The sequence below is a fragment of the Nocardioides sediminis genome (assembly GCF_003047295.1).
GTDB lineage: Bacteria > Actinomycetota > Actinomycetes > Propionibacteriales > Nocardioidaceae > Nocardioides > Nocardioides sediminis.
This window is the reverse complement of sequence record NZ_PZYZ01000001.1, coordinates 849,665-872,358: the sequence shown is the minus strand read 5'-3', so window position 1 is coordinate 872,358 and position 22,694 is coordinate 849,665. Positions and strand designations below refer to the sequence as shown.

Sequence of the window (22,694 nt, the reverse complement as noted above, 5' to 3'; positions counted from 1 at the left end):
AAACCCCTCGGCCCGGCGGGCAACGAGGGGTGACGCGTGGGCGCGCAGCCTGGGGCTGTCAGCTCACGCGTCGCGTGCGTACAAGAATCCGTGCGGATGTCTGGGAGCGCATGCGCCTACGGTCGCCGTCGGGTCGTTCCGACGTCAACCGAGTCTGCCACCTGTCCCACTATCTGGAACAGCGGTCTCGCGATGTGGCTACCCGCGGCAGGTCAGCGACCCTGGGCCGTGCACACGCACGACCGGTTGCCCTGGGCGTCCTCGAGGACCCAGAAGGAGTGCTCGGACACGTCGGCCACCAGCCGCCCGCCCGCGGCCACGACCGCGTCGATCCGCGCCTGCACCTGGTCGCCCGGCACCCACACGTCGAGGTGCCAGCGCTGCCGCGGCTCGTCGCTGCCCGACTCCTGGAACCAGACGGGCGGCAGGCGGTCGTGCGGGTCGCGGATCCCACCCCCGCCGCCGTCGAAGGCCAGGAAGTCGCGCCAGAACGGCAGGACCGACGCCTCGTCGGGCGAGTCGAGGGCCAGCTCGAGCTGCTGGAGGCTCGCCGTGTCGGCGGAGACGCCCAGCTCGGCGGCGATCTCGCTGATCCTCCTCGCCATCGCGAGGTCGCGTCCGGTGACCCGGCCGACGTCGTGGCTGACGAGCGCGACGTCGACACGCGGGTAGGTGAGGGTGACGTCGGGGTGGTGGTTCGCCTCGTCGGCGGCCGCGCCGATGGCGTCGACGAGCCGGACCCCCGCGGCGAAGCTGCCCGTGGCGAACCGGGCGTGGATGCCGGTGAGGAGCATCCGCCAGTCGTCGAGCCCGGCCGCCGTCACGTCGTCGTAGGTCACGCGCGTGCTGCCGCTGCGGTCATCGTCGCTCACGGGAGCACCTCCTGGCCGATGGGTCCTGGGTTGTGGCAGATCTCCCAGCGGAAGCCGTCGGGGTCGGCGAAGTAGCCGGAGTAACCGCCCCAGTCGCGCTCCACGGCGTCGGACACGTGCTGGGCGCCGGCCGCCCGGGCCTGCTCGAGCACCCGGTCGACGCCGTCGGTGGTCGCGAGGTTGTGGGACAGGGTGAGCGGGGCGAGGCCGCCCCCCGGGGCCTGGCCCACCTCGGCGGTGAAGGCGTCGACGTCCCAGAGGGAGAGCACGAGCTTGTCGCCCGCCTTGAACATCAGCACCTCCCCCGGCTCGTCGACCGCCGGCTCCCAGCCCAGTCCGTCGACGTAGAAGGCGCGCGAGGCGCCGAGGTCACGCACCGCGAGGGTCACGAACGAGATCCGCTGGTCCATGCGCACACCATGCCAGCGCCCACCGACGGTGGCTACGTCTGGCACGGTGGGGCCATGGGTTCACCTTTCGACCGGCTCACCGCTGGACTCGGCAAGGCGGCCCAGGCCGTCGTCGGCGCGCCTCACGTCTTCAACGCCGCGCGGGCCGCCGGGGCGAGCAGCTCTGCCGCCGCCGACGTGATGGCCGCCTCCGCGGCCGCGCTCCAGGTCGCCGCCGCGCGCTCCGACGGGACGCCCGGCCGGCAGAACGCCGTCCGGCACTTCATCTGGCAGGCCTACATCGCCGGGCGCCACGGGGCCGCCGTGGCCGAGGCGGTCGCGGCCGCCCACGAGGAGGGGCGCAACACCCCGCACGACACCCGTGTCGACCTGCACAACAACGCGGTCGGCCGCGCCTACGGCGTCGCCCACGCCGCCGAGGTCGGACGGGGGTCCCTGCTCGACGCCCTGCGCAGTCTGGCCGTGGTCGCCGAGGAGAAGTGGGCGGCCGAGGAGCTGATCTGGGTCAGGGACCGCTGAGGATGTGCTCCTGGGCGGCGCGGCTCGCCCCACCGCCGGCGAGCACGTCGCGGACGGCCGCCATGCCGGCGTGCACCTCGGCGTACGACGTGGACAACGGCGACAGGCCGATCCGCAGGCCGCCGGGGTCGCGGTAGTCCGGGATCACGTCGCGCTCCCACAGCGCGGCCGTGACCTCGCGCATCCGGTCGTGGCGCAGCGTGACGTGGCCCCCGCGCAGGTCGGGGTCGCGGGGCGAGGCGACGGTCACGCCGTGCTCGGCCAGCCAGGCGTCGGCGAGGTCGACGGCGTACGACGTCAGGTCCCGCGACTTGGCGCGCACCGCGTCCATCCCGGCCCGGTCGACGAGGTCGAGCATGTCCTGCATGGCGAGCATGCCGACCACGGCCGGGGTGCCGGAGATGAAGCGCCGGATGCCACCGGAGGGCTGGTAGCCCGGTCCCATCAGGAACGGGTCCGCGTGGCCCATCCATCCCTGGATCGGCTGCCGGAGGGCCGGGCCGGCCGAGCCGTCGAGGTGTCGCTGGGCGACGTAGGCGAACGCCGGCGAGCCGGGACCGCCGTTGAGGTACTTGTAGGTGCAGCCCACCGCGAGGTCGACACCCCACCGGTCGAGCTCGACCGGCACCGACCCGACCGAGTGGCACAGGTCCCACACGACGAGGGCACCGGCGTCCTGGACGACGGGAGTGATCGCCTCGACGTCCGCGAGGTGCCCCGAGCGGTAGGCGACCTGGCTGAGGACCACGACCGCGGTGCGGTCCCCCACCGCCTCGCGCACCTGCTCGACATCGACGCCCGAGTCGTGCTCGACCGGGATCCAGCGCACCGTCAGGCCGCGCTCGGCGGCGATCCCCTCGACGATGTAGCGGTCGGTGGGGAAGTTGTCGGAGTCGATGACGATCTCGTCCCGGCCCGGCCGCGCGTCCACGGCGGCTCGGACGAGCTTGTAGAGCAGCACCGTCGTCGAGTCCCCGACGGTGGTCTGGCCGGGGGCGGCGCCGAGGCAGACGCGGGCGATCTCGTCGCCCAGGCGGAGCGGGAGGTCGTACCAGCCCTCGTCCCAGCCGCGGATCAGGCGACCGCCCCACGCCTCGTCGACGAAGGCGCGCAGCCGCTCGCCCGTGACCGCGAGCGGGCGGCCCAGCGAGTTGCCGTCGAAGTAGACGAGGGAGCTCTCGGCACCGACGAACTCGGACCGGAAGGCGGCCAGGGGATCGGCGGCGTCGAGCGTCGCGGCGTACGTCGGGCTGGTGCTGCTGGAGGTGCCGGTGCCGGCCGGGTCGGTCATGGCGGACAGCCTCTCAGACCCACCGGAGGGTCGCCCGGACGTTACGCCACCCGATCCCGCCGGCAACACCCCCGACGGGGTCTGACGGGGGTGAGCGGGCGGTCCTAGGTTCGAGGCCGGTCCGCGCACCGCGGTACCGAATTCTTGGGAGGGAATCATATGATCCGCACCATCCGGAGCGTCACCGCCGGCTTCGTCGTGGCGATCGCCATGGCCGTCGGCCTCACCACCGTGGGCATCGCCCCCGCCAGTGCCGCCGGCAGCTGGACGACCGTCGCCAAGACGGCCGAGGGCAAGATGAAGAGCAAGATCGTCGGCAAGACCTCGACGGGCCGCAAGGTCACGGGGTCCTTCAAGCCGAAGAAGTTCATCGAGAAGGACGGCAAGGTCTGGGCCAAGGGCGTCATCCGCGGCGAGTTCGAGAACGCCGCCGGCAAGACCAAGACCTTCAAGGTCAAGCGGAAGGTGCCGGTCAAGAAGATCAACGGCACCCCCGCCACCGCGCGAGCCGCCGCACGCGCCGACTGCGACGTCCTCAACCTCGTCCTCGGCCCGCTGGACCTCAACGTGCTCGGCCTGACGGTCAACCTCAACCGGCTCGTGCTCGACATCGTGGCCGTCAGCGGTGCCGGCAACCTGCTGGGCAACCTGCTCTGCGCCGTGGCCGGGCTCCTCGACGGCGGCGGCCTGCTGAGCAACCTGCTGGGTCAGATCACCGACCTGCTCAACCAGATCCTCGGTCGCCTGGGGCTGGCCGCCCGAACCATCTCCGGATAACCCTGTCGCGGACGCCTGCCCTGGCCTACAGTAAAGGACAGGCGCCGCGCGTCTTGGACCCACAGCCCCCGATCAACCCCCCGGCGATCTGGGGGCTGTGGCCATTTCTGGGCAGGCGACGGAGGCGACCCATGGGGCCGTCAGCTCGTGACGGCCCCGTGGGCAGCGGACTGGACGACCTTGGCGTACTTGCCCAGGACGCCGCGGGTGTACTTCGGGGGGTTGGGCTCCCAGCCCACCTTGCGGTCCTCCCAGGGCTCGCTGCCGTCGGCGGGCTCGACGTCGAGCCGCTTGTTGGCGACGTCCAGGGTGATCTGGTCGCCGTCGCGGATGAACGCGATCGGTCCGGCGTCGACGGCCTCGGGCGCGATGTGCCCCACGCACAGGCCCGTGGTGCCGCCGCTGAACCGCCCGTCGGTGATGAGCAGCACGTCCTTGCCGAGCCCGGCTCCCTTGATCGCCCCGGTGATGGCGAGCATCTCGCGCATGCCCGGCCCACCCTTGGGACCCTCGTAGCGGATGACGACGACGTCGCGGGCCTTGATCTCCCCGGCGGCGAGCGCGTCGAGCGCCTTGCGCTCGCCGTCGAAGACGCGGGCGGTGCCGGTGAACGTGCTGTCGTCGAACCCGGCGCTCTTGACGACCGCCCCCTCGGGGGCGAGCGAGCCGGTCAGGATGGTGAGGCCGCCCGTCGCGTGGATGGGGCGGTCGAGGTTGCGCAGCACCTCCCCGTCGACGTGCTGCGGGGCGAGCGCCTCGAGGTTCTCGGCCATGGTCCGACCGGTGACCGTGAGGGTGTCGCCGTGCATGAGCCCCGCGTCGAGCAGGGCCTTCATGACGACCGGGATGCCGCCGATCTTGTCGACGTCGTTCATCACGAAGCGGCCGAACGGCTTGAGGTCACCGATGTGCGGCACCGTGGCGCCGATCCGGTTGAAGTCGTCGAGGGTGAGGTCGACCTCGGCCTCGCGGGCGATCGCGAGGAGGTGGAGCACGGCGTTGGTGGAGCCGCCGAGCGCCATCACCACGGCGATGGCGTTCTCGAAGGCGGGCCGGGTCATCACCTGGCGGGCCGTGATGCCCCGCCGGAGCATCTCGACGACCGCCTCGCCGGAGCGGTGCGCGAAGCCGTCGCGGCGCCGGTCGACGGCGGGCGGGGCCGCGCTCCCGGGCAGGCTCATGCCGAGCGCCTCGGCGACGCTCGCCATCGTGTTGGCGGTGTACATGCCGCCGCAGGCTCCCTCGCCCGGGCAGATCGCCTTCTCGATGCGGGTGACCTCGTCCTCGGTGATCTTGCCGGCCAGGCACGCGCCGACCGCCTCGAAGGCGTCGATGATCGTGACGTCGTTGCCGTCGACCTGGCCGGGCATGATCGACCCGGCGTAGAGGAAGACGCTCGCCAGGTCGAGGCGGGCGGCGGCCATGAGCATCCCGGGCAGCGACTTGTCGCAGCCCGCGAGGAGCACCGAGCCGTCGAGGCGCTCGGCCATCATCACCGTCTCGACGGAGTCCGCGATCACCTCGCGGCTCACCAGGCTGAAGTGCATCCCCTCGTGGCCCATCGAGATGCCGTCGGAGACCGAGATGGTGCCGAACTCGAGCGGGTAGCCGCCCGCCGCGTGCACGCCGTTCTTCACGGCCTTCGCGAGCCGGTCCAGGCTCAGGTTGCAGGGGGTGATCTCGTTCCAGCTCGAGGCCACGCCGATCTGCGGCTTGACCCAGTCGTCGTCGCCCATGCCGACCGCGCGGAGCATCCCGCGGGCGGCGGCCTTCTCCAGGCCGTCGGTGACGTCGCGTGACCGGGGCTTGATGTCGGGCTGCTGTCCTGTCGGCTGGTCGGTCGGCTGGGTCATGGCGTCAGGCTAGTCGGGCTCCCCCGCCGACCGTCCGCCCGTCTCAGGAGGCGCGAGGCTGCCCGGACTCGAACGCCCGGAGCTCGTCCACGACCTCGGCCAGCGTCGGGTGGTCCTGGGGCGTGCCGTGCGCGAGTCGCAGCATCGCGCGCCAGACACCGCGTTCGTAGGTGATGCGCGGCACCCCCAGCTCTCGGGAGCGTTGCCACTGCCACGCTCCCTCGACCGTGGTCGACGACCCCGGGGGCGCCCACCACCCGCGTCCTCGAGGATCGCAGTGCGCGGGGTAGAGACGGTGTGCCCGGTCCCGGACCACCGCCGGACTCATCGGCCGGACCTCCTCGCCGGCCTCGTCGACAGCCACGAGGGTGACGCCGCCCAGGGCGAGGACGTCCGCGAGGTCCGCCACCGAGGGGCTCGTGCGGCCCGTCTCCCACCGCGCCACCCGCGACTGCGAGACCCCGAGCGCCGCGGCCAACGCGCGTTGGGACATGCCCAGCCGGCGGCGTACGCGACGCACCAGACCGGGCAGGGAGTCGAGCAGTGCCCCGCCGCCACTCGCCCCGTCAGCTCCCGCCACCGCGTCTTGCAGGCCGTCGTGCACCTCGTCCCCCGGCCCGGCCCCCGCCGGCTGTCCCTCGAGCCCGTCCATACCGTCCCCCCGTAGTCGCCGTGGCTGTCGTCCCGGAGAACGAGGTGAACAGGCGGCACCGACACCGCGTCCGGTCTGTCCACAGGCGAACACCGCGGGGACTTCCCGGCGAGCGCTACGACCTGAGTCACGGGGTGACTCAGGTGGTGTCCCGGCCGCCCGTCGCCCGACCGCTGCGACCTGAGTCACCGGGCGACTCAGGTCGCAGTTCTCGTCTCGGCCGCCCGCCCCCCAGACCTGAGTCACGGGGCGACTCAGGTCACAGCACTCCTCAGCGGGACTCGGCCGCCGCCCTGAGCGAGGCGAGCCCCCGGTCGAAGTCCTTGCCGATCGACCGGTCGAAGAACAGCCTGCCGGCGAGCGACATCAGCGCGCCCCGTCGCCCGCTCATCGTCCACACGACCCGGGTGTGGCCGCCGCCGACCTGCTCGAGGTCGAAGGTCGTGAGGTTGCGCGCCTTGAAGGGCTTGAGGAACTGAAGGTCGACGGCGACCCGCGACGGGGTCGACTCGACGATCTCCATCTCCCCCTCGCCGGCCTTCCTGTTGCCCGACCAGTGGTAGCGAGCGCCGACGCCGCACTCCGGCCCGATGTACCTGCGCTCGAGGGCGGGGTCCAGGCCCTCCCACGGCGACCACTGCTGCCACTGGCGGAAGTCGTCGACGAGCCCGTGCACCCGGTCGCTGGGCGCATCAACAGTGGTCGATCGGGACACCGAGAACTCGGGCATCGCAGGCCCGGCCTCAGTCGATCGAGGCCGCGCGGACGAACAGCACGTCCGGAAGGTCCTTGTGGATCTCCTGCCACGTCTCCCCCGTGTCCGGCGAGCACCAGACGGCCCCGTTGCGGCCGCCGAAGTAGAGGCCCGTCGACTCGTGGTCGTCGGCGCACATCGCGTCTCGCATGACCGCGGCGTAGAAGCTGTCCGGCAGGGACCCCTCGCCCAGGACCTCCCAGGTGGACCCGCCGTCCGTCGTACGGCAGACACGGGCCTTGCCGTCGACCGGCCAGCGACCGCCGGCATCGGCGATCGGGAAGGTGTACGCCGTGTTGGCCTGCCGCGGGTGGGTCACCATCGCGAAGCCGAACTCCGAGGGCAGGCCGGGAGCGATGTCCTGCCAGCTCGCACCTCCGTCGTCGGAGCGGTAGACGCCGCCGTGGTTCTGGAGGAAGAGCCGGTCGGGCTCGGTCGCGTCACGGGCCACCTTGTGCACGCACTGGCCGAACTCCGGGTAGTTGCGCTCGCCGGGGTAGAACTCCGCCTTGACGCCGGTGTTGGAGGCCTCCCACGAGGCACCGCCGTCGGAGGTGCGGTAGACCCCTCCCGTCGAGATGGCGGCCAGCACCGAGTCGCCGTCGGTCGGGTGCGGCAGGATCGTGTGGAACGCCTGGCCCCCGAAGCCCTCGTTCCACTCCTGACGGTGCGGGTGGTCCCACAGTCCGCGGACGATCTCGAAGGTCTCGCCCCGGTCGGTCGAGCGGAAGATGGCGCCCGGCTCGGTGCCGGCCCAGACCACGCCGTCCTCGACGCCCGGCACCATCTGCCACACCCGGGCCAGGGTGGCCGGGCTGCCGTCGGGCTGCCTGGCGTCCTCGGGGAAGCGGATCGCGCCGTTGGGCGTCTCCTGCCAGGAGGCGCCGAGGTCGTCCGAGCGCCACACCTGGGGCCCGAGCCAGCTCGACGAGGCCCCGGCCAGCAGGCGTGGCGTGCCACCGCGCCCGTCGATCAGGACGGAGTAGACCTCCTCCATCGGGAAGTGCGGACCGGTCCACTCCCATGCGGTGCGGGCCTCGTCCGAGGTACCGATCCACAGGCCCTTGCGGGTCCCCACCATCAACAAGCTGCGCGTCATCTGCGTTCCCCTCCGTCGAACGACCCCGAAACCCCGTATTCCTAAAAGGAACAGTAATCTTCTTCCACCATGGGTCAAGACCTTCCCGTCACCTCGTACGCGCTGCTCGGCCTCCTGACGTTCGGGGACGAGCTGACCGGCTACGAGCTCAAGCAGCGCGCCGACGCGACGCTGCGCTTCTACTGGGTCTCCCCCGCGATGAGCCAGGTCTACAGCGAGCTGGCCCGCCTGGCCGACCGCGGCCTGGTCCTCACCCGCGCCCGCCGGTCCAACGGTGACGAGACGACCGCCACGACCTACCGGATCAGCGCCGCGGGACGCCGCGCGCTGGAGACGTGGATGCGGGAGAGCGAGCCCGGGTTCTCGGTGCTGAAGCACCCCGTCGCGCTGCGGCTCCTGCTCGGCCACGTGGTCGACCCGGAGACGACCATCGCCATGCTCGAAGCACACGTCGAGGCCCTCGACGCCGAGCGGGCGGCGCTGGCCCGCGTGCGCGAGGGTCTGCGCGGACGGGACGAGCCCGGTCAGCCGTTCCGGCACCCGAGCCTCGTGGCCGACTGGGGGCTCGACTACTTCGACAACGAGCGCCGTATCGTCACCCACCTCATCAGCCGGCTGCGGGAGGAGGGGGACGCGTGACGCGTGCCGTCTGGCTGGTGCTCGTCGGCATCGTCTCGGTCCAGGTCGGCGCGGCCTTCGCGAAGGACCTCTTCGGCACCGTCTCCCCGACCGCCATCGTGTGGCTGAGGCTGGTCACCAGTGCCCTCGTTCTCGCCGCCGTGGCCCGGCCGCGGCTCCGGGGGCGCACCCGTCAGGACTGGCTGGTCGTGGTCGGCTTCGGGGTGAGCCTGGGGGTGATGAACTGGGCGATCTACCAGTCCTTCGCCCGCATCCCGCTGGGCATCGCGGTCACGATCGAGTTCATCGGGCCGCTGACGTTGGCCGTCCTGGGCTCCCGCCGCGCGAGGGACCTCGTCTGGGTCGGGCTCGCCGCGGTCGGCGTGCTGCTCCTGGGGTTCGAGCCGGCCGACCTGACGGTCGCGGGCGTGGCCTACGCGCTGCTCGCCGGGACCGCGTGGGCGGCGTACATCCTGCTCAGCGCCAGCACGGGGGCCCGCTGGCCGGGCCTGGACGGGCTCGCGATCGCGAGTGTGCTGGCGACCGTGCTGCTCACGGTCCCGGCCCTCGTGACCGGCGGCGAGACGCTGCTCGACGGGAGGGTGCTGCTCGTCGGCGCAGTGATCGGGCTGCTCTCCTCGGTCATCCCCTACAGCTGCGAGATGGTGGCGCTGCGGACCCTGCCGCCGTCGGTGTTCTCGATCCTGATGAGCCTGGAGCCGGCCGCCGCGGCGCTGGCCGCGGTCGTCGTCCTGCAGGAGCTGCTCACGCCGCTGCAGTGCCTCGCCATCGCCTGCGTGATCGCGGCGAGCGTCGGCGCCACCCGGGGCCGGCCCCTGCACACGGAGCCGGCTCCCGACTGATGCCTCAGTGCCCCGTCTCGGCCTCGATCGTGTCGGCGACGATCGCCGCGTCGCTGCGCGGCGCGCGCAGCGAGCGGTTGGCGCGCGCGACGGGCAGCGGGTTGTCGGCGACCTGCCGCATGCCGCGCACCCCGTCGTCGACCACGAACGTGGCGCGGGTGAAGGCCTGGTCGCCGGGCACCGAGACCCGGGGCAGGCAGCGGTAGTCCGCGGTGAACGACGTCGGGGTGATCGTGGTGCTGACATAGCCGCGCAGGTTGGTCCAGAACCGGAGGTTGGGGTTCTGTGCCGCCCACGGGTGGGTGCCGTCGGCCTTGTCGTAGCCGTCGCCGCCGCTCGTGATCGACGAGCACACGAACTCCGACCCCAGCACCGGCGAGGAGCCGTCGGTCCAGTCCGTGAGCACGTCCGAGCCCCAGTGGGCATGGACGTCGCCGGTCAGCACGATCGGGTTGCGCACGCCCGCGTCGACCCAGGACCGCACCACCCGGTCGCGGGAGGCGGGGTATCCGTCCCAGGCGTCCGTCGAGACCCTGTTGTCCGGGGTGGCCGTGCTGTCGCGACGGCCGAGGAAGACCTGCTGGCCCAGCACGTCCCACGTCTGGGTGGACGCGGCGAAGCGCTCGGCCAGCCACGCCTCCTGGGCCATGCCGGGAAGCGACCGCTCGGGGGCCGCGGCCGGCGGGCAGTCGTCGTACCCGTCGCCGCAGGCCTGGTCGTCGCGGTACTGCCGGGTGTCGAGCATGTGGAAGCTCGCCAGCCGGCCCCACTGGACGGAGCGGTAGAGCTGCATGTCGGGGCCCGACGGCACGGACGTACGCCGCAGCGGCATGTTCTCGTAGTACGCCCGGAAGGCGGCGGCCCGGCGGTCCGTGAAACCGGGCTGCGACGCGGCGTTCTCGGCGATCTCGTCGGCCCAGTTGTTGTCGACCTCGTGGTCGTCGAAGACGACGAGCCAGGGGGCCACGGCGTGGGCGGCCTGGAGGTCGGGGTCGGTCCGGTACTGGGCGAGGCGCTGCCGGTAGCCGCCGAGCGTGACCGTCTCTGGGCCCCGGTGGTCGCGGACGTTGCCGCCGGGGACCGTGTAGCTGTCGGCCGTGTACTCGTACTGGTAGTCGCCGAGGTGGAGGACGAGGTCGGGCCGCTCCTCGGCCAGTCGCCCGTAGGCGGTGAACCAGCCGTGCTCGAACTGGGAGCACGAGGCGAAGGCCATCGACAGGGAGGCGGGCATCGACAGCGGGTCAGGTGCCGTCACGGACCGTCCGGAGGGCGAGAGGTGGCGGCCCGTGCGGAAGCGGTAGAAGTACTCCCGGCCCGGCAGCAGCCCGCCGACCTCGACGTGCACGGAGTGCCCGAGCTCGGGACCCGTGCGGACCGAGCCGGCACGGACCACCTCGGTGAAGCCGGCGTCTGTGGCGACCTGCCAGCCCACCTGCCGGCTGGTGGACGGCATCCCGCCCAGGCCGTCGTCGGCGAGCGGGTCGGGGGCGAGCCGGGTCCAGATGACGAAGCCGTCGGGCAGCGGGTCGCCGCTCGCGACGCCGAGCGTGAAGGGGTCGCCCGGGGTGGGGGGTGCCGCGGCACTGGGCCGCTGGTCGAGGAGGACGGGCACGCCGGCGGCGAGCGCCGCACCACCCGTCACGAGGCCGGTCTTGAGCAGGATTCGCCGAGAAGTCTCCATGCCCGAAGCGTGCGCAGCCCGAGTCGACCTGCCGACGACGCGGGCATGAAGGGCGGGTGTCCAGCCCCGGACGCCTCGCCCCCGTCGGGCACAATCGACGCCATGCCCACCCGGCCGCGCCCCACGCCGCCCGCCGCACCGAGCCCCAGCGAGGCCACGGCGCCGGTGCCGGCGACCACCCGCGCGATCGGCTACACCGAGGTCGTCTCCGACGACGGGACCCGGCTCCGGGCCTGGACCAACGACCCGGCCGGCACCCTGGACGGGCCGACGGTCGTGCTCTGCAACGGGCTGGGCACCGGTCCGTGGGCGTGGCCGGCCCTCCTCGAGCCCGACTGCGGCGTGCGGGTCGTGTCCTGGGACCACCGCGGCGTCGGGGGGTCGGCGCGGCCGAGCGACCCCGACCGGGTCGGCATCGCCGAGTTCGTCGAGGACGGGCTCTCGGTGATGGACCACTTCGGCCTCGACCGGGCCGTCCTCGCGGGCTGGTCGATGGGCGTCAACACCGCCTTCGAGCTCGCGGTCTCCCACCCCGAGCGGGTGAGCGGGATCTTTGCGGTGGCCGGCGTCCCCGGCGACACGTTCGCCACCATGCTCGGCCCCCTGCACCTACCCCGCTGGTTCGCGCGCGGGGTCACCGTCAGCGGTTCCCGGGTCCTCAAGCACACCGGACGGCTGCTCTCCCCCGTCGTCAACCGGGTGCCCGTGACCTCGTGGGCGATCGGGGCCCTGACCCACTCCGGCTTCATGCTCCCGGTCCAGGACCCCGGCCTCGCCGCCCGGGCGGTGCAGGAGTTCCTGGCGACGCCCGTCGACTGGTACTTCCACCTGGCCCTCCGCACGAGCGAGCACGCCCGCGTCTCCCTGAGCGCCGTCGACGTCCCGGCGACGTTCGTGGCCGCGACGTACGACGTCCTGGCCGGCGCCCGCGACATGCGCACGGCCGCCGCCCGCATGGCCGACGCGACGTACGTCGAGCTGAGGGCGAGCCACTTCGTCCAGATGGAGCGACCGGACGCGGTGCACCGGCACCTGGTCGAGCTGCTGGAGCGGGTGGGCCGATGAGGGCCCGGCCGACGGCGGTGGCCGTGCTGGCTGTCCTGGGTCTCCTGGTGCTCGCCGGGTGCGGCGAGGACGAGGACGCCGAGCCTGCGGTGCCGAGCTTCACCCAGCCCACCGACGCCACCCCCGACGGACCGGCGACCACCGCGACCGAGTCCTCGACCCCCGAGGAGCCCCCGCCCGGCGGCCCACCCCGCGTCGCCGGGGTCGTGGCCACGGACCTGGCCGTGCCCTGGGGGATCGACTTCCTCCCCGACGGCACGGCGCTGGTCACCGAGCGCGACAGCCGCCGGGTGCTGGCGGTGGACCCTGAGGGCGACGTGCGGCAGGTCGGCGAGGTGGCCCAGGCCCAGCCCGAGGGCGAGGGCGGCCTGCTGGGACTCGCCGTCGACCCGGCCAGCGACGGCCGCGACGTCTACGTCTACGCCACCACCGCGGAGGACAACCGGGTGCTCCGCGCCGAGCTCGTCGACGGACGGCTCGGGGAGGCCGAGGTCGTGCTCGACGGGATCCCCCGAGGCTTCATCCACGACGGCGGACGGCTCGTGTTCGGGCCCGACGGCCACCTCTACGTCTCCACCGGGGAGACCGGTGTGCGCGAGCTGGCCCAGGACCCCGACTCGCTGGCCGGCAAGATCCTGCGGATCACCACCGACGGCGACCCGGCCCCGGGCAACCCCGACCCGTCCTCGCCGGTCTGGTCGCTGGGCCACCGCAACGTGCAGGGGCTGGCCTTCGACGACGAGGGCCGGCTGTGGGCCTCGGAGTTCGGCGAGTCGACCTACGACGAGGTCAACCTGATCGAGCCGGGCGCCAACTACGGCTGGCCCGCGGTGGAGGGGCCCGGCGGCGGCGACGAGTTCGTCGACCCGCTGGTGACCTGGCCGACGTCTGCCGCGTCCCCCTCGGGGATGGCGTACGCCGACGGCCACCTGTGGGTCGGCGCCCTGCGGGGCGAGCGGCTGTGGCGCATCCCGGTCCGTGGTGAGCGGCTCGGCGAGCCGACGGGGTTCTTCGAGGGCGAGAACGGGCGCGTCCGCACCGTGGTGACCTCGCCCGACGGCGACCTGTGGGTGACCACCTCCAACCGGGACGGGCGCGGCACCCCCGCCGCGCGGGACGACCGCATCCTCCGCGTGACGCCCTGAGCGCTACCCCGTCCGCACGACCACCGAGCGCCGCGAGGCCCGCCGGAGGGTCGTGAGGATCGCCGGGCCGAGCACGACGAGCGCGACGGAGGTGGTGATCGCGCGGCCGGTGTCCCAGCTGCCCGTCGAGGTCAGCAGGGTGTAGACGACGAAGCGCTGGAGGTTCTCCACCATCGGCGCCCCCGCGACGTACGACAGCGACCCCTCGTGCCCGGGGACCGCGATGCCGAGGGTGAAGGGCCAGCTGGAGAGGTTCATCAGGATGCCGAAGGCGTACGACGCGACGACGCCGTAGACGACCAGCACGGCGATCTCGGCACGGCCCGTCCACCGGCGCGGCAGCAGGCCCGCGCCCATGCCGATCCAGGCCGAGAGCAGCATCTGGAAGGGCAGCCACGGCCCCACGCCGGCGGTCATCAGCGCGCTGGCGAACAACGACGTGCACCCGAGCACGAACCCGAAGCCCGGCCCGAAGACCCGGCCGGCGAGGATCAGCAGGAAGAACACCAGCTCGATGCCCGCCGTGCCCGCGCCGAGCGCCCGCAGCACCGCGTTGACCGCGCTGAGCACGCCGAGGACGGCCAGCACCCGCGCGTCCATCCCGCCGTCGCTGAACTCCGCGAGGACCACCACGATGACCAGCGGCAGCAGGGCGAGGAAGAGGAACGGCGGGTCCACCCGGGCGCCCTCGGGGACGCGGAGCAGCAGCGGCCAGCACAGCATCATCAGCCCCGCCACCGACGCAGCCGCCAGCACCATCGCGGACCGCGGCCGGAGCGGGACCGCGCTCACGCGCGACCGCGCGTCGAGGTCCGTCGTGGTGCTCATCGCGCGGCCCCGAGCGCGTCCACGACCTCGTCGACGCGCAGCCACGGCGGACCGAGGATCTTGGTGACCTGGGGGGCGTAGGACGGCGACGCCGCGACGACCTCACGGGTCGGGCCGGACGAGACGACCTCCCCCTCGGCGAGGACGACCACGTCGTCGGCGACCGAGGCGACGAACTCGACGTCGTGGGTGGCCACGAGCACCGCGTGCCCGTCGTCGGCCAGGTCACGGACGATGGCCGCGAGCTGGCGCTTGGCGGCGTAGTCCAGCCCCCTCGTGGGCTCGTCGAGCAGCAGGACCCGGGGGCTGGTGGACAGGACGATGGCCAGCACGAGCGCCAGCCGCTGCCCCTCGGAGAGGTCGCGGGGGTGGTGGTCGGGGTCGATCCCGGGGGCGAGGCGGTCCAGGATGGCCCGGCACGTGCCCACGGCCTCCTGGTCGGCCGCGCTGCACTCCTCGGCCACCGTCTCGAGGTAGAGCAGGTCGGCCGCCGTCTGCGGGACCAGCCCGACGCGGGCCCGGCGCCGCTCCGGGTCGAGCCGGGCCGGGTCGCTCCCGTCGACCTCGACCGACCCGGAGCGTCGCTCGCGGGTGCCCTGGAGGGTCCAGATCAGGGTGGACTTGCCCGAGCCGTTGCGTCCCATCAGGGCCGTGACGTGACCGGACCGCAGCTCGAGGTCGGCGTCGCGGAGCGCCACCCGGTGCCCGTGCGTGACCGTGAGTCCGTGCGCCCCGAGCAGGACCTCCCCGCCGCGGACCGGCACCGGCGCCGGTTCGACCAGGTCCGGCATCGCGCGGACGTGGCGTCGGGCCTCCCGGACGCTCAGGGGCAGCGGCGACCAGCCGGCGACCCGCCCGAGCTCGACGATCGGCGGCACCACCGGCGAGGACGCGAGCACGGTGGCCGGGTCCCCCACCCAGAGGCCGCCGTCACCGGTGAGCAGCGCGATGCGGTCGGCGAAGGGCACGACCCGCTCCAACCGGTGCTCGGCGAGCAGCACGGTCAGTCCCAGGTCGTGGACCAGCCGCGTGAGGGTGGCCAGCACGTCCTCGGCCGCCGTCGGGTCCAGGGCCGAGGTGGGCTCGTCGAGGACCAGGACCCGCGGGTGGGCGGTCAGCACCGACCCGATGGCCACCCGCTGCTGCTCGCCCCCCGAGAGCGTCCGCAGGTCCCGGGCCCGGAGGTCGGCGATGCCGAGCAGGTCCAGGGTCTCCTCCACCCGGCGCCGCATCGTGTCCGGGGCGACCCCGAGCTGCTCCATCCCGTAGGCGAGCTCCTGCTCGACGGTGTCGGTGACGAAGCCGGCGACCGGGTCCTGGCCGACGTACCCGATGACGTGCGCGCGCTCGCGCGGCGGCAGGTCGATGATGCTGGCTCCGTCGAGCAGGACGTCGCCGGTGAGGGTGCCGCCGGTGAACCGGGGCACCAGGCCGGTGAGCACGCCGAGGAGGGTCGACTTGCCCACGCCGGTGCGCCCGGAGACGAGCACGAGCTCGCCCTCGTCGAGGGTGAGGTCGACCCCGTCCAGGACGGGCACGTCGTCGTCGTAGCCGAAGCGGACGTCGCGGAGCTCGATCATGCGCCCACCCCCAGCGCGGGGGTGAGGGCGCGGCGGGGCGGCGGGGAGAGGACTGCCGGGAGCACGCCGACGAGCACCGCGGCCAGCGCGGTCACGTCGAGGTAGGGCATCGACTCCACGCCCGGGTGGACGACGAGCACGGCGGTGCGGCCGAGCCACCAGACCATCGCCCCGACGGCGATGCCGGAGAACGCGACGAGGACCTCCTCGACCCGCCACTCGTCGGGACGGTAGCGCGACCGCTGCACACGGCGGCCGGACCCGGCCAGCCCCACGACGGCCACGACCACCCCCGCGACCAGCATCGGGGTCGCGAGCCAGCGTGGGGCGGTGGAGTCGAGCAGGGCGTAGGTGCCCACGCCGACGCCGCACAGGGCGGCGAGGAGCAGCGTCCCGGTGAGCCACCGCTCGGCGCGGGTGGCGGTACCGGACCGGCCGTAGCCGCGGGTGTCCATCCCGGCGGCCAGCGCCAGCGAGCGCTCGAGGGCGTCCTCCAGCACCGGGACCAGGAACCGACGCAGACGGCCGACGCGACCGCCCGCGCCGCCACGCAGGGCCTGGGCGGCCCGGACCCGGCGGGCACTGTCGGCGAGCTGGGGGAAGATCGTGACCGCGACGACGAGGGCCGTGCCGATCTCGTAGAGCGCCGGGGGCACCGAGGTCAGCAGCCGCTTGGGGTTGGCCAGCGAGTTGGCGGCACCGACGCAGATGACGATGGTGGCGAGCCGGAGCCCGTCGTACAGGCCGGCGAGCAGGCCCTCGCGCGTGAGCGGCCCGAGGAGCCGGACGCCGGCCACCCACTCCGGCAGCGGCACGGTCGGCAGGTCGAGCAGCACGTGGCCGCCGTCCACGCCGCCGAACACGACCCGGAACACCACGCGGATGACGACGATGGCGACACCCAGCCAGACGTAGAGCCGGAACGACCGGGCCCAGGGGTGGTCGGAGCGACGCGCCTGGACGACGACGGCGGCCACCGCGACCAGCAGCAGGAGGAGCAGCGGGTTGGTGGTCAGGGTGGCGGCCGTGGCCAGGCCGAGGGCCCACACCCACCAGGCGACCGGGTGCAGGTCCCGGGCCAGCCGGGTGCTCACGGCTGGTCGCCGCGCCGGCGACGGGCGGCCAGGGCCAGGGTGGCGGTCACCGCGAGGAGCACGCCCAGGACGGCCAGCGTCACCCAGGTGGGGACGCGTCCCTCGTCGCCGGCCGGGGCGTCGGCGGTGGGACCGGGCCCGTCGTCGGACGGGGTGGCGGACGCGGGTCCGGAGGTGCCGCCGTCGCCGGCCGGGCGTGCCGACGGCGTGGCCGAGGAGGTGCTGCCGCGCTTCTCCTTCGGCGTGGCGGAGTCGCGGGCCGACGTGCGGGCCGACGACGCGGGGGCCGGGCTGCGGGGGGTCGCGCTGGACGGCCGGCTGGACGGCCGGGGCGTCGGCGACCCGGACGACGTGGTCGGGGCGGAGGGGGTCGCCGAGGGGGTCGCCGAGGGAGCAGCCGGGGACTGCGTCGTCGAGGAGGGCGACGGCGTGCGCGTCGGGCTCTTGGTGGGGCTCTTCGTGGGGCTCGGGCTCTTGGTCGGCGAGGCCTGGTGCACGGGTGCCGCGATCCCCGGCGTACGACGCGTGGTGCCCTGCTGCCAGGCGAGCGCGACCGCACCGCCCTCGGGCACCTGGAGGCCGGTGACGCCGATCGAGGAGTAGGTCCACGTGCCGCTCGTGCCGTCGGTCCAGAAGAGGCCCCAGTAGGCGTCGGCCGGCGGGGTGTTGACGCAGGGGTCGCTGGCGGGGACCCCGTCGACCCGGCACACGAACCCGGGCTGGCGCTGGGCGTAGGTGAGGGCGACGCCGGAGTCGGCGTAGCGGGCCGAGGCCGCCTGCCCGGAGCCGCTGTCGCACACGGACGTGAGGGCGCCCCCCAGCGCACCGGGGTCGACGACCACGGTGACGCCGTCGGCCGACGTGCACGACGCGGCCGAGGCCGGCGCCGTCGGACCGAGCGCGACCGTCGCCGCGACCACCAGGGTGGCCGCGGCGACGAGGCGTGCGAGGGGTGCTCTCGTCACGGTGGGACCTTGCTAGTTGCGCACCGAGATGCGGGTCTTGGCGGCGTCGTCCGCCGTCTTGACCTTCACGACGCGGGACTTGTTGCCGGTGGGCATGCGGAGCTTGCGGGTGACCGGCTTGGCGCCGGCCTTGCCGATGATCCGCTTGGGGTCGCCCTTGATCGAGACGCAGGCGCGCTCGCCGGGGGCGAGGCCCCAGACCTTGACGCGCACCTTGTCGCCGGACTCGGCGGACGTGCGGTTCATCGCGACGCGCAGGTCGTCGGCGGCGGCCGGCGCCCACTGGAGGACGGCCATCGCCTGCGCGGTGGCACGACGCCACTGGCCGCGCACGTCGCCGTCGGTCAGGCCGCTGTTGCGGGCGGCCTTGACGGCCTTGGCCTCGTAGGCGATCGCGCCGGTGTCCTTGGTGAGGGCGCTGCGGCAGCGGTTCTTGTCGATCGGCTGCTGCTTGCGCACCCACGTCGCGGCGGAGGTGGCGGCGGACCTCTCCTTGACCAGGCCCAGGGCCCAGCCGGCGAGGCCGGTGCTGTTGGTGTTGCCGGCGAACGAGCCGTTCTTCTTCTGCTGGGTCAGCAGCCAGTCGGTCGCGCGGTCGACGGCCGTGTTGACGGACGGGCCCTTGGCGTCGCCCTCCACGAGGTTGACGACCGCGAGCGCGGTGGCGTCGACGCTGGGCTCGGAGCCCGTCTGGCCCTCGGCGCAACCCTGGGCGGCGGCGGCCTTGTCCTTGGTGAAGTCCTGGCGGAAGAAGCCGGAGGTGCACTGCTGGGCGAGCAGGAACGCGACGGCGTCGGCGGCCCGCTGCGACTTGGCCTCGGTGAGCGCGCGCACGGCGTAGGACTGGCCCAGGGTGTTGGCGTAGTCGCCGAAGCCGGACTTGTCCTCGATGCGCCCGACGATCGGCGCGGTCGCGCTGACGCGCTCCTCGAGGCGGGTGACGAGGTTGACCCCGCCGTACGACGTGGCGTTGGCGCCGGCGACCCGGGCGAAGACCGCGGCCTTGGCGACCGAGCCGGCGTAGGTGCTGCCCGCGTCCCCGAAGGCGTCGCCGGAGATGTAGTCGTTGACGACCGGCTGGAAGGCCCGGTTGACGGCGGCCACGCCGGGCTTGTCCCCGGCCTGGTCGAGCGCGAAGCCGGTGTCGAGGGTGAGGCCGAAGTCCGTGAAGCCCCCGGCGTCCATGAGCCCGCCGGTCAGCTCGCCCTTGAGCCAGGACCCGGCGACGGTGATGGCGGTGTCGTCGGTCCTGCCCGCCCCGGTGGACGGGGCGGCCGAGGCCGGCTGGCCGACGGCCGTCAGTGCCAGGGTGGACGCGGCCACCAGCCCGGCGGCGCGACGCCAGGTGTGGGAGCCCCGGGTGTGGAGGCGCAGTGCGTGAGACATGCTTTCCTTCCCGCTGATGTGGCGGGAGGCGGCCCTGAGGGGACGACACCCGCTGTTTCCTCGCAGCGTGGTTGTCAGGTGCCTGCAACGGGCGGTCCGGCTCACGTCCCGGACCGAGGGCCGGGACGCCTACGGTTGCGGGTCAGCGCCGGATTCTGACCGGCTTCCCCGCTGCAGGCGGATGATGGTTTCCGAGGCGCACACTACATCCACGCGGGCGCCCCGGACGCCTCAGGTGAGCTTCTCGAGGATGAGCTCGCGCACACGACCTGCGTCGGCCTGGCCGCGCATCTCCTTCATGACCGAGCCGATGAGCGCGCCCGCGGCCGCGACCTTGCCGTCGCGGATCTTGTCGGCCACGTCCGGGTTGTCGGCGATCGCCTTGTCGACGGCCGCGCCGAGCGCCCCGTCGTCGGAGACGATGGCCAGCCCGCGGGCCTCGACGATCTGCTCGGGGGTGCCCTCCCCGGCGTACAGGCCCTCGAAGACCTGGCGCGCGAGCTTGTCGTTGATGCTGCCCGCGTCGATGAGCCGCTGCACGGCGACCACGTCGGCCGGCGCGACACCCAGCTCCGCGATGTCGGTGCCGGTGTCGTTGGCGCGCCGGGCGAGCTCGGAGAGCCACCACTTGCGGGCCACCTGCGGGGCGGCGCCGGCCACGATGGTCTCCTCGACCAGGCCGAAGGCGCCCGCACCGACGGTGTCGCGCATCTCGAGGTCGGAGAAGCCCCACTCGGCCTGGAGCCGGGCGCGCTTCTGCGTCGGGTTCTCCGGCAGCGTCGCCCGCAGCTCCTCGACCCACTCCCGGCTCGGCGCCACCGGCACCAGGTCGGGCTCGGGGAAGTAGCGGTAGTCCTCGGCGTCGGACTTGACCCGGCCGCTGGTCGTGATGCCGGTGTCCTCGTGCCAGTGGCGCGTCTCCTGGAGGATCGACCCCCCGCCCGCGAGGATCGCGCCGTGCCGCTGCATCTCGAAGCGCACCGCCCGCTCGACCGAGCGGAACGAGTTGACGTTCTTGGTCTCGGTCCGGGTGCCGAGGGTCCCGGTGCCCTTGGGCGCCAGCGAGAGGTTGACGTCGGCGCGCAGGTTGCCCTGGTCCATCCGGGCCTCGGAGACACCGAGCGCGAGGATCAGGTCGCGGAGCTGGGCGACGTACGCACGCGCGACGTCGGGGGCCTTCTCCCCCGCGCCGAGGATCGGGCGGGTGACGATCTCGATGAGCGGGATGCCGGCACGGTTGTAGTCGACCAGCGAGTAGTCGGCGCCGTGGATGCGACCGGTGCTGCCGCCGACGTGCAGCGACTTGCCGGTGTCCTCCTCCATGTGCGCGCGCTCGATCTCCACGCGGTAGGTCTCGCCGTCGACCTCCACGTCCATCCACCCGTCGAAGGCGATCGGCTCGTCATACTGCGAGGTCTGGAAGTTCTTGGGCATGTCCGGGTAGAAGTAGTTCTTCCGCGCGAAGCGGCACCACTGCGCGATCTCGCAGTTGAGCGCGAGGCCGATCCGGATCGCCGACTCCACGGCCTTGCCGTTGACGACCGGCATGGCGCCGGGCAGGCCCAGGCAGGTCGGGCAGACGCCCGAGTTGGGCTCCCCGCCGAACACCGCCGGGCAGCCGCAGAACATCTTGGACGCGGTGTTGAGCTCGACGTGGACCTCGAGCCCCAGGGCGGGGTCGAAGGTCGCCAGCACGTCGTCGAAGGGCATCAGTCGCTCGGTCATGCGTGGGTTCCTCCGGTCTCGGCCAGGGCGGGCGCCCGGTCCAGCAGGCTGCCGCCCCACCGCTTCGCCAGGAGGGCCTCGAGGGCCGCGCCGACCCGGTAGACCCGGTCGTCGGCGAGCGCGGGGGCGAGGACCTGGAAGCCGGTCGGCAGGTCGTCCTCGTCGGCGAGGCCGCTGGGCACCGAGATGCCCGGGACGCCGGAGAGGTTGGCAGGGATGGTCGCGAGGTCGTTGAGGTACATCGCGATCGGGTCGTCGAGCTTCTCCCCGAGCCGGAACGCCGTGGTGGGCGCGGTCGGCGACACGAGGACGTCGACCTTCTCGAAGGCCGCCTCGAAGTCACGGCTGATCAGCGTCCGGACCTTCTGCGCCTGGCCGTAGTAGGCGTCGTAGTAGCCGCTGGACAGGGCGTAGGTGCCCAGGATGATGCGGCGCTTGACCTCGTCGCCGAACCCGGCGTCACGGCTGGCCCGCATCACCTCCTCGGCGCTGGGGTTGTCGACGCCCTCGGGGAGCACCCGCAGGCCGTAGCGCATGGCGTCGAACTTGGCGAGGTTGCTGGACGCCTCGGCGGGCAGGATCAGGTAGTAGGCCGCCATCGCGTGCACGAAGGACGGGCAGGAGACCTCCACGACCTCGGCCCCGGCCTCGACGAGCAGGTCGACGGACTCGGAGAACCGCGCCATGACGCCGGGCTGCCAGCCGTCGCCCGCGAGCTCGGTGATGACGCCGACCTTCACCCCGGTCATGTCGCCGGACGCGCCCTCGCGGGCGGCGTCGGTGAACGACGGCCACTCCTGGTCGATGCTGGTGGAGTCCTTGGGGTCGTGCCCGCCGATCACGTCGTGCAGCATCGCCGCGTCGAGCACGGTGCGGGTCACCGGCCCGGCCTGGTCGAGGCTGTTGGCCAGGGCGACGAGGCCGTAGCGGGAGACCCCGCCGTAGGTCGGCTTGACGCCGACGGTGCCGGTCACGGCGCCGGGCTGGCGGATCGAGCCGCCGGTGTCGGTGCCGATGGCGAGCGGCGCCTCGAAGGCCGCCACCGCGGCGGCCGAGCCGCCACCGGAGCCGCCCGGGATCCGGTCGAGGTCCCACGGGTTGCGGGTCGGGCCGTACGCCGAGTGCTCGGTGGAGGAGCCCATCGCGAACTCGTCCATGTTGGTCTTGCCCAGGATCGGCAGGCCGGCGGCCTTGAGGCGCGCGACCACCGTGGCGTCGTACGGCGGGACCCAGCCCTCGAGGATCCTCGAGCCGCACGTGGTGGGCAGCCCGGTGGTGGTGAGCACGTCCTTGACGGCGATCGGCACGCCGTCGAGCGGGCTCAGCAGCTCGCCCCGGGCGCGGCGCGCGTCCGACTCGGCCGCCTGCGCGAGCGCGCCCTCGGCGTCGACGTGGAGGAAGGCGTGGACGTCGGTGTCGACGGCGCCGATGCGGTCGAGGTGCTGGCGGGTCAGCTCGACGCTGGTGGTCTCGCCGGCAGCGAGGGCCGCGGCCATCTCGGCGGCGGTCTGTCGGAT

At 73.4% G+C, this 22,694-nt stretch carries 21 protein-coding genes; 6 read left to right on the top strand and 15 right to left on the bottom strand.

Translation table 11 applies throughout. The features are described 5' to 3' along the window. Nucleotides 1-212: 212 nt before the first annotated feature. Nucleotides 213-872, bottom strand: coding sequence for a 4a-hydroxytetrahydrobiopterin dehydratase (locus tag DAI17_RS04185; RefSeq protein WP_234412177.1), 660 nt, complete (start codon nucleotides 870-872; stop codon nucleotides 213-215). Continuing rightward, nucleotides 869-1,282, bottom strand: coding sequence for a VOC family protein (locus DAI17_RS04180; RefSeq protein WP_107771571.1), 414 nt, complete (start codon nucleotides 1,280-1,282; stop codon nucleotides 869-871). The genes DAI17_RS04185 and DAI17_RS04180 overlap by 4 nt, the downstream gene beginning before the upstream one ends. A gap of 54 nt (nucleotides 1,283-1,336) precedes the next feature. On the opposite strand from DAI17_RS04180, the gene DAI17_RS04175 reads away from it, so the two are divergent. Continuing rightward, complete coding sequence (locus tag DAI17_RS04175; protein WP_159081347.1) at nucleotides 1,337-1,801, top strand: DUF6973 domain-containing protein; 465 nt, start codon at nucleotides 1,337-1,339, stop codon at nucleotides 1,799-1,801. On the opposite strand, the gene kynU is transcribed toward DAI17_RS04175, so the two are convergent. Next, nucleotides 1,788-3,092, bottom strand: coding sequence for a kynureninase (kynU, locus tag DAI17_RS04170; RefSeq protein WP_107771569.1), 1,305 nt, complete (start codon nucleotides 3,090-3,092; stop codon nucleotides 1,788-1,790). The genes DAI17_RS04175 and kynU overlap by 14 nt on opposite strands. 159 nt (nucleotides 3,093-3,251) lie before the next feature. On the opposite strand from kynU, the gene DAI17_RS04165 reads away from it, so the two are divergent. Beyond that, nucleotides 3,252-3,869 carry an ABC transporter substrate-binding protein gene (locus DAI17_RS04165; RefSeq protein ID WP_107771568.1) on the top strand — a complete coding sequence of 206 codons (618 nt, stop codon included), beginning with the start codon at nucleotides 3,252-3,254 and terminating at the stop codon, nucleotides 3,867-3,869. A gap of 140 nt (nucleotides 3,870-4,009) precedes the next feature. Here the strand turns inward: DAI17_RS04165 and ilvD are convergent, their stop codons facing one another. The 4 genes from ilvD to DAI17_RS04145 all read right to left on the bottom strand — a co-directional run bounded on the left by ilvD (nucleotide 4,010) and on the right by DAI17_RS04145 (nucleotide 8,227). Then, nucleotides 4,010-5,722, bottom strand: coding sequence for a dihydroxy-acid dehydratase (gene ilvD / locus DAI17_RS04160; RefSeq protein WP_107771567.1), 1,713 nt, complete (start codon nucleotides 5,720-5,722; stop codon nucleotides 4,010-4,012). Nucleotides 5,723-5,765: 43 nt separating this feature from the next. Beyond that, nucleotides 5,766-6,374, bottom strand: a complete 609-nt coding sequence (locus DAI17_RS04155) for a helix-turn-helix domain-containing protein (protein ID WP_107771566.1) — start codon at nucleotides 6,372-6,374, stop codon at nucleotides 5,766-5,768. Between the two features lie 271 nt (nucleotides 6,375-6,645). Continuing rightward, nucleotides 6,646-7,104 carry an SRPBCC family protein gene (locus tag DAI17_RS04150; RefSeq protein ID WP_107771565.1) on the bottom strand — a complete coding sequence of 153 codons (459 nt, stop codon included), beginning with the start codon at nucleotides 7,102-7,104 and terminating at the stop codon, nucleotides 6,646-6,648. A 13-nt stretch (nucleotides 7,105-7,117) separates the two neighbouring features. Continuing rightward, nucleotides 7,118-8,227, bottom strand: coding sequence for a WD40/YVTN/BNR-like repeat-containing protein (locus tag DAI17_RS04145; RefSeq protein ID WP_107771564.1), 1,110 nt, complete (start codon nucleotides 8,225-8,227; stop codon nucleotides 7,118-7,120). Between the two features lie 69 nt (nucleotides 8,228-8,296). Between DAI17_RS04145 and DAI17_RS04140 the strand changes: the two genes are divergently transcribed. Together DAI17_RS04140 and DAI17_RS04135 are read left to right on the top strand one after the other, a co-directional pair. Beyond that, entirely contained in the window at nucleotides 8,297-8,866 is a 570-nt protein-coding gene (locus DAI17_RS04140; protein WP_107771563.1) for a helix-turn-helix transcriptional regulator, read from the top strand. Then, the gene (locus DAI17_RS04135; protein ID WP_199904922.1) at nucleotides 8,863-9,708 is read left to right on the top strand and encodes an EamA family transporter; all 846 of its coding nucleotides are present in this window, start codon (nucleotides 8,863-8,865) and stop codon (nucleotides 9,706-9,708) included. The genes DAI17_RS04140 and DAI17_RS04135 overlap by 4 nt, the downstream gene beginning before the upstream one ends. Before the next feature lie 4 nt (nucleotides 9,709-9,712). Here the strand turns inward: DAI17_RS04135 and DAI17_RS04130 are convergent, their stop codons facing one another. Then, complete coding sequence (locus DAI17_RS04130) at nucleotides 9,713-11,389, bottom strand: alkaline phosphatase D family protein (RefSeq protein WP_107771562.1); 1,677 nt, start codon at nucleotides 11,387-11,389, stop codon at nucleotides 9,713-9,715. 102 nt (nucleotides 11,390-11,491) lie between these two features. On the opposite strand from DAI17_RS04130, the gene DAI17_RS04125 reads away from it, so the two are divergent. Continuing rightward, nucleotides 11,492-12,454, top strand: coding sequence for an alpha/beta fold hydrolase (locus DAI17_RS04125; RefSeq protein ID WP_107771561.1), 963 nt, complete (start codon nucleotides 11,492-11,494; stop codon nucleotides 12,452-12,454). Beyond that, nucleotides 12,451-13,599, top strand: coding sequence for a PQQ-dependent sugar dehydrogenase (locus DAI17_RS04120; RefSeq protein WP_107771560.1), 1,149 nt, complete (start codon nucleotides 12,451-12,453; stop codon nucleotides 13,597-13,599). Before DAI17_RS04125 ends, DAI17_RS04120 begins: the two co-directional genes overlap by 4 nt. Nucleotides 13,600-13,602: 3 nt before the next feature. Here the strand turns inward: DAI17_RS04120 and DAI17_RS04115 are convergent, their stop codons facing one another. The 7 genes from DAI17_RS04115 to gatA all read right to left on the bottom strand — a co-directional run bounded on the left by DAI17_RS04115 (nucleotide 13,603) and on the right by gatA (nucleotide 22,673). Next, nucleotides 13,603-14,427 (bottom strand): ECF transporter S component, encoded by an 825-nt coding sequence (locus tag DAI17_RS04115; protein ID WP_234412170.1) that lies wholly within the window; start codon nucleotides 14,425-14,427, stop codon nucleotides 13,603-13,605. Continuing rightward, nucleotides 14,424-16,007, bottom strand: coding sequence for an ABC transporter ATP-binding protein (locus DAI17_RS04110; protein ID WP_107771559.1), 1,584 nt, complete (start codon nucleotides 16,005-16,007; stop codon nucleotides 14,424-14,426). Before DAI17_RS04110 ends, DAI17_RS04115 begins: the two co-directional genes overlap by 4 nt. Continuing rightward, a complete protein-coding gene (locus DAI17_RS04105) occupies nucleotides 16,004-17,101 on the bottom strand; it encodes an energy-coupling factor transporter transmembrane component T (RefSeq protein WP_199904921.1) in 1,098 nt (365 codons plus the stop codon). Before DAI17_RS04105 ends, DAI17_RS04110 begins: the two co-directional genes overlap by 4 nt. Beyond that, the gene (locus DAI17_RS21195) at nucleotides 17,098-18,066 is read right to left on the bottom strand and encodes a hypothetical protein (protein ID WP_199904920.1); all 969 of its coding nucleotides are present in this window, start codon (nucleotides 18,064-18,066) and stop codon (nucleotides 17,098-17,100) included. The genes DAI17_RS04105 and DAI17_RS21195 overlap by 4 nt, the downstream gene beginning before the upstream one ends. Nucleotides 18,067-18,078: 12 nt before the next feature. Further along, the gene (locus DAI17_RS04100; RefSeq protein WP_107771558.1) at nucleotides 18,079-19,452 is read right to left on the bottom strand and encodes a prenyltransferase/squalene oxidase repeat-containing protein; all 1,374 of its coding nucleotides are present in this window, start codon (nucleotides 19,450-19,452) and stop codon (nucleotides 18,079-18,081) included. A 231-nt stretch (nucleotides 19,453-19,683) separates the two neighbouring features. Then, nucleotides 19,684-21,177 carry an Asp-tRNA(Asn)/Glu-tRNA(Gln) amidotransferase subunit GatB gene (gatB, locus tag DAI17_RS04095; RefSeq protein ID WP_107771557.1) on the bottom strand — a complete coding sequence of 498 codons (1,494 nt, stop codon included), beginning with the start codon at nucleotides 21,175-21,177 and terminating at the stop codon, nucleotides 19,684-19,686. Further along, nucleotides 21,174-22,673 (bottom strand): Asp-tRNA(Asn)/Glu-tRNA(Gln) amidotransferase subunit GatA, encoded by a 1,500-nt coding sequence (gatA, locus tag DAI17_RS04090; RefSeq protein ID WP_407669673.1) that lies wholly within the window; start codon nucleotides 22,671-22,673, stop codon nucleotides 21,174-21,176. Before gatA ends, gatB begins: the two co-directional genes overlap by 4 nt. Nucleotides 22,674-22,694: the final 21 nt, after the last annotated feature.

Coding starts and splice junctions, on each gene's coding strand:
- DAI17_RS04180 (WP_107771571.1), bottom strand. CDS start 1,282: ATGGACCAGCGGATCTCGTTCGTGACCCTCGCGGTGCGTGACCTCGGC.
- DAI17_RS04175 (WP_159081347.1), top strand. CDS start 1,337: ATGGGTTCACCTTTCGACCGGCTCACCGCTGGACTCGGCAAGGCGGCC.
- kynU (WP_107771569.1), bottom strand. CDS start 3,092: ATGACCGACCCGGCCGGCACCGGCACCTCCAGCAGCACCAGCCCGACG.
- DAI17_RS04165 (WP_107771568.1), top strand. CDS start 3,252: ATGATCCGCACCATCCGGAGCGTCACCGCCGGCTTCGTCGTGGCGATC.
- ilvD (WP_107771567.1), bottom strand. CDS start 5,722: ATGACCCAGCCGACCGACCAGCCGACAGGACAGCAGCCCGACATCAAG.
- DAI17_RS04155 (WP_107771566.1), bottom strand. CDS start 6,374: ATGGACGGGCTCGAGGGACAGCCGGCGGGGGCCGGGCCGGGGGACGAG.
- DAI17_RS04150 (WP_107771565.1), bottom strand. CDS start 7,104: ATGCCCGAGTTCTCGGTGTCCCGATCGACCACTGTTGATGCGCCCAGC.
- DAI17_RS04145 (WP_107771564.1), bottom strand. CDS start 8,227: ATGACGCGCAGCTTGTTGATGGTGGGGACCCGCAAGGGCCTGTGGATC.
- DAI17_RS04140 (WP_107771563.1), top strand. CDS start 8,297: ATGGGTCAAGACCTTCCCGTCACCTCGTACGCGCTGCTCGGCCTCCTG.
- DAI17_RS04130 (WP_107771562.1), bottom strand. CDS start 11,389: ATGGAGACTTCTCGGCGAATCCTGCTCAAGACCGGCCTCGTGACGGGT.
- DAI17_RS04125 (WP_107771561.1), top strand. CDS start 11,492: ATGCCCACCCGGCCGCGCCCCACGCCGCCCGCCGCACCGAGCCCCAGC.
- DAI17_RS04120 (WP_107771560.1), top strand. CDS start 12,451: ATGAGGGCCCGGCCGACGGCGGTGGCCGTGCTGGCTGTCCTGGGTCTC.
- DAI17_RS04115 (WP_234412170.1), bottom strand. CDS start 14,427: ATGAGCACCACGACGGACCTCGACGCGCGGTCGCGCGTGAGCGCGGTC.
- DAI17_RS04110 (WP_107771559.1), bottom strand. CDS start 16,007: ATGATCGAGCTCCGCGACGTCCGCTTCGGCTACGACGACGACGTGCCC.
- DAI17_RS04100 (WP_107771558.1), bottom strand. CDS start 19,452: ATGTCTCACGCACTGCGCCTCCACACCCGGGGCTCCCACACCTGGCGT.
- gatB (WP_107771557.1), bottom strand. CDS start 21,177: ATGACCGAGCGACTGATGCCCTTCGACGACGTGCTGGCGACCTTCGAC.
- gatA (WP_407669673.1), bottom strand. CDS start 22,673: ATGGCCGCGGCCCTCGCTGCCGGCGAGACCACCAGCGTCGAGCTGACC.